The organism is Microbacterium halotolerans, assembly GCF_003569805.1.
Classification (GTDB): Bacteria; Actinomycetota; Actinomycetes; order Actinomycetales; family Microbacteriaceae; genus Microbacterium; species Microbacterium halotolerans.
Window position 1 is genome coordinate 334,764 of the sequence record NZ_KZ984053.1, and the last position, 7,499, is coordinate 342,262.

Genomic DNA, 7,499 nt, shown 5'->3' on the forward strand with positions numbered 1-7,499 from the left:
CCGGCCGACGTCAGACCAGTTCCGCCTCCGTCACCGTCACGGGCGTGTCCATCACGCGCCCCTCCGGCACGTGGCGCACCTGCCCCGTGATGCGGAATGAACCTGCGAGCGGAAGGTCCTCACTGCTCGTGCCGACCCTGACACCGAAGTCGCCGGGCTCCACGATGCGCGTGCCGTCGACAGCGGTGAACGACGTGCGGTCGGCGTGGAGCCGGAAGCTCACGCGCCGCGATTCACCCACAGCCAGCCGCACCTTGGCGAATCCGGCGAGCCACAGACGCGGGCGCACCACCTGCGCCGCCCTGTCGTCGAGGTAGAGCTGCACGACTTCGGCGCCGTCGCGTTCGCCTGTGTTCGTCACACGTGCGGAGACGGTGACGACGCCGTCGTTCGCGATCTCGCCGTCCGAGATGTCGAGGTCCCCCACCTCGAAGGAGGTGTACGAGTTCCCGTAGCCGAACGGGAACAGAGGGCGAGGATCCAGGTTGGAGACGCCGTCCGAGTACCAGCCGAGCGCGGGTGTGAGGTACGTGCCGGGCTGTCCGCCGACGTGATCCGGGATCTGCACCGGCAGCTTGCCGGACGGGTTCACGATACCGGACAGCACGGAGGCGACGGCGGGGCCGCCCTCCTCTCCCGGCATGAACGCCTGCACGATCGCGGCCGCGCGGTCCGCGAACCGGCCCAGCGAGTAGGGACGGCCCGTGACGAGCACGAGAACCGTCGGCGTGCCCGTCGCGAGGACGGCCTCGACGAGGTCCGCCTGCCTGCCAGGCAGCCCGAGATCGACCACGTCGCAACCCTCTCCCGATGTGCCGCGCCCGAAGAGTCCGGCCAGGTCGCCGACCGTGACGATGGCGAGCTCTGCGCTCTGAGCTGCCGCGACCGCCGCCGCGATGCCCGACTCGTCGACGTCGGTGAAGTCGACGCCGCGCTCATAGACGATGTCCGCCGCCGCGAGCGCCGGAGCCGCGCGGAGCGAATCGAGGATCGACGGGATATCGATGCCGTGCTCGTCCTCGCCGTAGAACCGGGAGTACACGTGGTTCGTGAAGGAGTAGCAGCCGAGATGGGTGCGCGGCTGGGAGGCGGACGGTCCGACGACTGCGATGCGCCCGCTCCCATGCAGCGGGAGGATGCCGTCGTTCTTCAGGAGGATGATCGACTCCTCCGCCATCCGGCGGGCGTGAGCGCGGTTCTCGGCTGAATCGAGCTCGACGTCGTCGCCCGTCCACTGTCCCTCAGGGGTCCATCCGGCGTCGAGGAGGCCGAGCTCGGCTTTCTGCGTCAGCACACGGCGGACAGCCGTATCGAGGACGTCAGCGCTCAGCCGACCGTCGGCGACCGCCAGCGCGAGGTTCCGGAATGCATTGGTCTCGGGCAGTTCGACATCCATCCCAGCGGCGATCGAGATGACGCCGGCGTCGTCCTGGCTCTCGGCGATCCTGTGCATCGTCTCGAGGAAGCTGACCGCCCAGTAGTCGGACACGACAGTGCCGGTGAAGCCCCAGCGGTCGCGCAGGATCTCCGTGAGGAGACGGCGGCTGGCCGCGGGCGCCTCGCCGTCGAAGTCCGCGTAGGAGTTCATGACGGAGCGCGCGTCGCCCTCGCGGACGGCGCGCTCGAACGGTGGCAGGATCACGTCCTCCAGCTCGCGCGTGCCCACCGGCACCGGCGCGTGGTTGCGGCCCGCGCGTGACGCGGCGTATCCGGCGAAGTGCTTCAGCGTGGCGTGCACACCGCCCGATTGCAGTCCCATGACGTAAGCGGTGCCGAGCTCGCCGACCAGGTGCGGATCCTCTCCGAGCGTCTCCTCTACGCGCCCCCAGCGGTAGTCGCGGACGACGTCGAGGACGGGCGACAGCCCCAGGTGCGCGCCGACCTTCCGCATGTCGCGGCCGATGCGCTCAGCCATCTCGCTCACGAGCTCTGGGTCGAAACTCGCTCCCCACGCGATCGACGCCGGGTAGCAGGTCGCCGCCATAGCGGTGAAGCCGGTCAGGCATTCCTCATGGGCCAGCGCGGGGATCCCCAGACGATTCGCGCTGACCACCTGACGCTGCAGGTCGGCGAGGCGCGCGCGCCCCTCCGCCGGATCCCTCGGCGCGGATCCGAAGGCGCGCGTGATATGCCCCAGTCCGCCCTGGATCTCCTCGTCGAAGCTCACCCCGCCGGAGAAAGTGTCCTCCATGGGAGCGACGTTGCCATCGACGCTCTGGTCGCGCTCCTCCGGACGGATCCAGGCGGATCCGAGCTGGCTCACCTTCTCCTCGACGGTCATCTCAGCCATGAGCGCGTCGACGCGCTCGCTCACGGGCCGCCCGCTGTCGCGCCAGGTGCTCTCAGAGTTGTTCATGTTCGCCCTTCTGGGATCGGAGAGGTCTCATTTGCTGAAACCGGCGGTCAGACCTGCGACCAGTTGCCGGCGTCCGACGATGTATGCGGCGAGAATGGGCACGCAGGAGAGGACGACGGCCGCCAGAACGGCCGGGACGTCCACGCCGAACTCGCCCTGGTAGGTCCACAGCGACATCGGCAGCACGCGCACCTCTGAGCTCTGAGTGAGCACCAGCGGGAACAGGAAGCTGTTCCACACCTGCAGCGCGTCGTAGATTCCCACGGTGACGATGGCAGGCTTGGACAGCGGCAGCACCAAGGTGACGAACATCTGCCAATGACTGGCGCCGTCCAGGGTCATCGCCTCGTACATCGAAGAGGGGATGTCGCGGAGGAAGTTCGTCAGGATCAGCACGCTGATCGGGATCGCGAACGCGATCCCCGGCAGGATCAGCGCCAGCAGACTGTCGTACAGCCCCATCTGAACGATCAGGTAGTAGACGGGGATGATCGTCGCCTGGATCGGAATCGCGATGCCGAGCAGGAACAGACGGTGGCTGAACACGGACAGGCGACCGCGATTGCGGACGATGACGTAGCTCGCCATCAGCGAGATCATGAGCGTCACCGCCACGGTGCCGACGGTGACGACGACGCTGTTGAAGAAGTACAGCAGGAAGTCGTTCTGCAGCACCCTCCCATACGCCTCGAGCGTCGGGTTCAGCGGGATCGAGAGCGGATTCCCGCTGTAGTAGTCCTCGCGCGGGCGCAGGCTGGTGACGACGATGTAGTAGATCGGGACGATCGTGACGAGCAGCCAGAATGTCCCGGCGAGGCCGCCGAGCACGTTGGGGCGGTCACCGCTCTTGAGCGCGAACCTCGACATCATCCGCCCTCCGTCTGGCTTTCCATCTTGTCCGCACCGCTGAACTTGTTCAGCGCCAAGGAGATGACAAGGCCCACGACGACGAGAATGAGGGCGATCGCGCTGGCGGGGCCCATCTGGTAGCTGCGGAAGCCGGTCAGATACATGTCGAGCGGGAGGATTCTGGTCGCGTTGCCCGGGCCGCCCGCCGTGAGGACGAAGACGAGGTCGAAGTAGGTCAGGGATCCGACGATCATCAGCGTCGAGCTCGTGACGACTGTGTACTTGATCTGCGGCAGCGTCACGGAGAAGAACGTCTGGATGCGCCCCGCCCCGTCGAGCTTCGCGGCCTCGTACATCGACATCGGGATCTGACGGACTCCCGCCTGATACAGCAGCGAGTGGAACGGGACGAACGACCATGTGATGACGAAGATGACGACGTAGAAGGCGAGGTTCGGGTCGCCCAGCCAATCCTGGGTCAGCCAGGCCGCGTCGAACGCCTTCGAGAGACCGAAGTTCGGATCCAGCAGCGCTTTGAAGGCGATGCCGATCGCTGCGGCGGAGAACAGCAGCGGAAGGAAGTACAGCACGGAGAACACCGCTCGATACCTCTCGTTCCCGGCCATGAACACGCCGAGGAGGATCGAGACAGGAGCCTGCAGAAGATAGGTGAGTGCCGTCATGGCGAACGTGAGCCACATGGCGTTCAGCGTCACGGGATCACTGAAGACATGCGCCCAGTTCGCGAAACCAGTGAACGACGGCGCCCCGAGGCCGTCCCACTCCGTGAGCGACAGCACGGCGACACCCAGAAGCGGAACGATCGCGAAGGCCCCGAAGAAGACGAGCGCCGGGGCGAGCATCCATGTGCTGGGGCCGTTCGCGAGTTTCCACGCCCGGCGCCGCACGCCGGGCGTGGTGATGAGTGCGGTGGCGGACATCATCGACTCGCGAACATCATTCGATGGTCGCGTTCATGGCCTCGACGAACTGCTCGGGCGTCGAGGTTCCCTGGAAGATCTGCGACAGCTGGGTCAGGAGCTCCTGCGCCTGGGCGGGGGCGATGGCCTGATCCCAGGAGAGCTGGAAGCTCGGAGCTTCCCGGACCATCTCGCTCGCGTATGTCATGTACTCGGACTCGTCATGCGCCGCGATCTTCTCGTCGGTTCCCGTCGTGGACGGGACCAGGCCCTCGTCCAGGAGGTTGTCGACAGTCGCCTCGTTGAGGTTCACCTCGTTGAGGTATTCGATGGCCGCCTGCTGTGCCTCCTCGGAGGCGTGCGATGAGACCGACCAGAAGTTAGCCGGGTTGCCCACGATGTTCGCGGGGTCGCCTTCTCCTCCGGCGACGGACGGGAACGGTGTGTAGCCGAGGTTGCCCTCAGCGAACCAGTCGGGGGCGTCGGCCTTGAAGCTGGCGTACACCCAGCTGCCCTGCAGGATCATGGCGGCCTGATCGGTGTGCACCAGCGCCAGGTCGGCGTTGGCGTCGGCGACGACTGATCCGTAGGAGTCCCCGAAGGCACCGGCGTCGACGAGCTCCTGGATCTTCTCGAGCGCCTCGGTCACGGCGGGGTGGCTCCATGCGTCGGGCTCGTTGCTCTGAATCGCCTGGAACACCTCGGGCCCGCCGATGCGGTCGGTGAGGTAGGCCACCCACATGAGATAGGGCCACTGGCTCTGCCCGGCGACGGCGAAGGGTGTGATGCCCTCGTCCTGGAAGGCGCCGACGACGTCGAGGGTCTCCTCCCATGTCGTCGGCGGCTCGACGCCGACCTCGTCGAAGATCTTCTTGTTGAAGTAGAGGATGACCGGCTGGGTGCTGTTGTTCGGCACGGCGTACTGCGCGCCGTCGACCTGTCCTGCCTGAAGGATGGACGGGATGACACGCTCGGAGAGCTCGTCGACCTGACCGCTCAGGTCGACGACGTCGCCGTTGTCGACATAGTCGGCGAGCGTCCCTCCCGTCCAGTTGTAGATCAGTGTCGGCGCATTGCCGGATCCGACAGCCGTGCGGATCTTCTCCTTGTAGGCGTCGTTGGCGAAGAACTCGCTCGTGAGCGGGGTGTCGGGGTGCGCCTCGTTCCATTCGGCGAACGAGCTCTCGAACACGGCCTGCTGGGATCCGGTCAGAGTCCAGGCGCTCAGATCACCTGACGACGAGCCGCTGCCCGGCTGTGCGCCGCCGCACGCGGCGAGGCTCAGTGCGGCGGCGAGCGCCGTGGCACCGAGAGCGGAGCGGCGCACGACACGTGCGCGCGTGGTCTGGGTCTGTGAGATCTTCATTGATGACTTCTCCCTCTGTGCTGCGTGATCCGAGCAGCTCCGGCCTCAGCTTCCACTGCGTCAGCGAAGCACGAAAGTTTCTGATACTTTCTTACGGTGCGTATACGCTAGATGTCACCGCACATCACGTCAAGGGGTGTTGCGCAGGGATTCTCGAGGCCCCGTCTGAAAGGTCGACATGTCCGTTTCGAAGCTGAATGACGTTGCCGCAGCCGCAGGTGTCTCCCTCTCCACGGCGTCCAAAGCGATCAACGGACGTCAGGGGATCAGCGAAGAAGCTCGCGCGAAAGTTTCTCGTGCCGTCGAGGAACTCGCGTACCGCCATAAACCGCGAGCCGCGCTCTCTCACGCAACCCCCAAGGTGACGATCCTCTTCAACCACTTCAGCGGCCCGCATACCGGGCCGTACACGATCGGCATCCTCAGCGGCGCCGCTCACGCCGCGAATCGCGCCGGCGCCGAACTCGTCACCACGACCCTCGACGGGCAGCGTCCCTCCGACCGCCCCCTGGCCACGGCCTGGCTGCAGGACCTCGCGAATCGCGGGAACCGCGGGCTGATCGTCGTCACAGGAGCCGTCACCGATGCGCAGGTGCGCTGGTGCAGGAAGAACAGGCTTCCCCTGATCCTGATCGACCCAGCGTCCGCGAACAGCGAGCACGTGGTGACCATCGGGTCCACGAACTGGACGGGCGGCTGGCAGGCGGCAGAGCACCTCCTCGGCCTGGGGCATCGGCGGATCGGCTTCGTCCGCGGTCCCGTGGACTCGCTGCCAGCAGGTGAACGGCTGCAGGGTTTCCGATCCGCCATGCATGCCGCCGACGTGTCGATCGACGAGACGCTGCTCGCCGGCACCGGCTTCACTCCGGAATCAGGGCGTGCCGCCGCGCACGAGATCCTCGATCGCGACGATCGACCCACCGCGGTGTTCGCGGCCTCGGACGACGTCGCTCTCGGCGTCTTCCGCGCCGCGGAGAGGCTGGGCCTCTCCATCCCCCACGACCTGTCCGTCGTGGGGTTCGACGACACCGCCGCCGCCTCGTGGACGTCGCCCGCCCTCACGACCGTGCGGCAGCCCCTCGCCTCCATCGGGCAGGTGGCCGTCGAGCGGGTGCTCGCCCTCGCCGACGACCCGGAGCGCTTCGCACACCCGTTCCAGCTCGAGACGCGTCTCGTCGTGCGCCGGTCGACCAGTGCGCCCGCCGTTTGAGCTGGCGCACTGGTCAGCTCATGCACGCGTAGACGATCCAGCTCGGGCGAAATCCGTGATGCCGATGGCGCAGAGCCGAGATCCTTCAGCAGCCGCCCCATCTCGGCGTACGCCTTGTTGCCGTACGCGATGAGGTCGGCGGCGACCGCAGCGTGTTCCCTTGACAGAAGATGCTGACACGATTCGGTCCCGCGACGGTCACAGAACGCAGAAGCGGGGCTGAGTCCGGACCACATCCGAACTCAGCCCCGCTCCGCAGGATGCCGGCAGCAGACCGACGGTCGGCTTACGCGCGCAGACGTCGGCGCGGCGTCAGCAGAATCCCGCCGCCCGCGAGAAGCAGAGCTGCTGCGCCGACGAGCACCCACGGCACCGCCCCACCGGTGCGCGGGAGCTCATCATCCGCGCTGGTGGTGACGCTGTCAGTATTGGCAGAGCCACCAGCCCCCGTCACGTCGGCGGCACCGACGCCATCGGTCATGTCAGCAGCCGCATCAGATGCGTCCGTCGCACTGGTCGCATCCGTGCCGTCCGCGCCGTCGGTCGTATCCGTGCTGTCGGTCGCGTCGGTCCCATCGGTCCCATCGGCTCCATCCGTGGCGTCGATCCCATCGGCCGCATCCACACCGTCTGTCGCGTCGGCCCCATCGGCTCCGTCCGTGACATCCGTGGCATCCGCACCGTCGACCGCATCCGTGCTGTCGGTCGCGTCGGTCCCATCGGTCCCATCGGCTCCATCCGTGGCGTCGATCCCATCGGCCGCATCCACACCGTCTGTCGTGTCGGTCCCATCGGCTC

Annotated in this window: 6 protein-coding genes; 1 reads left to right on the forward strand and 5 read right to left on the reverse strand. The window is 66.9% G+C overall.

Translation table 11 applies throughout. The features are described from left to right. Nucleotides 1–10 precede the first annotated feature (10 nt). Genes DZG09_RS13640 through DZG09_RS13655 form a run of 4 tightly spaced genes read right to left on the reverse strand, consistent with a single transcriptional unit; the run spans nucleotide 11 to nucleotide 5,491 of the window. Nucleotides 11–2,356, reverse strand: coding sequence for a glycoside hydrolase family 3 N-terminal domain-containing protein (locus DZG09_RS13640; protein ID WP_119698287.1), 2,346 nt, complete (start codon nucleotides 2,354–2,356; stop codon nucleotides 11–13). Between the two features lie 27 nt (nucleotides 2,357–2,383). Further along, entirely contained in the window at nucleotides 2,384–3,226 is an 843-nt protein-coding gene (locus tag DZG09_RS13645) for a carbohydrate ABC transporter permease (protein ID WP_162893320.1), read from the reverse strand. Then, nucleotides 3,223–4,149, reverse strand: coding sequence for a carbohydrate ABC transporter permease (locus tag DZG09_RS13650; protein WP_420845908.1), 927 nt, complete (start codon nucleotides 4,147–4,149; stop codon nucleotides 3,223–3,225). Before DZG09_RS13650 ends, DZG09_RS13645 begins: the two co-directional genes overlap by 4 nt. 13 nt (nucleotides 4,150–4,162) lie before the next feature. Then, nucleotides 4,163–5,491, reverse strand: a complete 1,329-nt coding sequence (locus tag DZG09_RS13655) for an extracellular solute-binding protein (protein WP_119698289.1) — start codon at nucleotides 5,489–5,491, stop codon at nucleotides 4,163–4,165. Nucleotides 5,492–5,669: 178 nt separating this feature from the next. Here DZG09_RS13655 and DZG09_RS13660 point away from each other — a divergent pair, with 178 nt between their 5' ends. After that, nucleotides 5,670–6,701 (forward strand): LacI family DNA-binding transcriptional regulator, encoded by a 1,032-nt coding sequence (locus DZG09_RS13660; protein WP_119698290.1) that lies wholly within the window; start codon nucleotides 5,670–5,672, stop codon nucleotides 6,699–6,701. A 286-nt stretch (nucleotides 6,702–6,987) separates the two neighbouring features. On the opposite strand, the gene DZG09_RS16785 is transcribed toward DZG09_RS13660, so the two are convergent. After that, nucleotides 6,988–7,499 (reverse strand): LPXTG cell wall anchor domain-containing protein (locus tag DZG09_RS16785; RefSeq protein WP_205529176.1); only part of this gene is annotated, 512 nt, incomplete at its 5' end.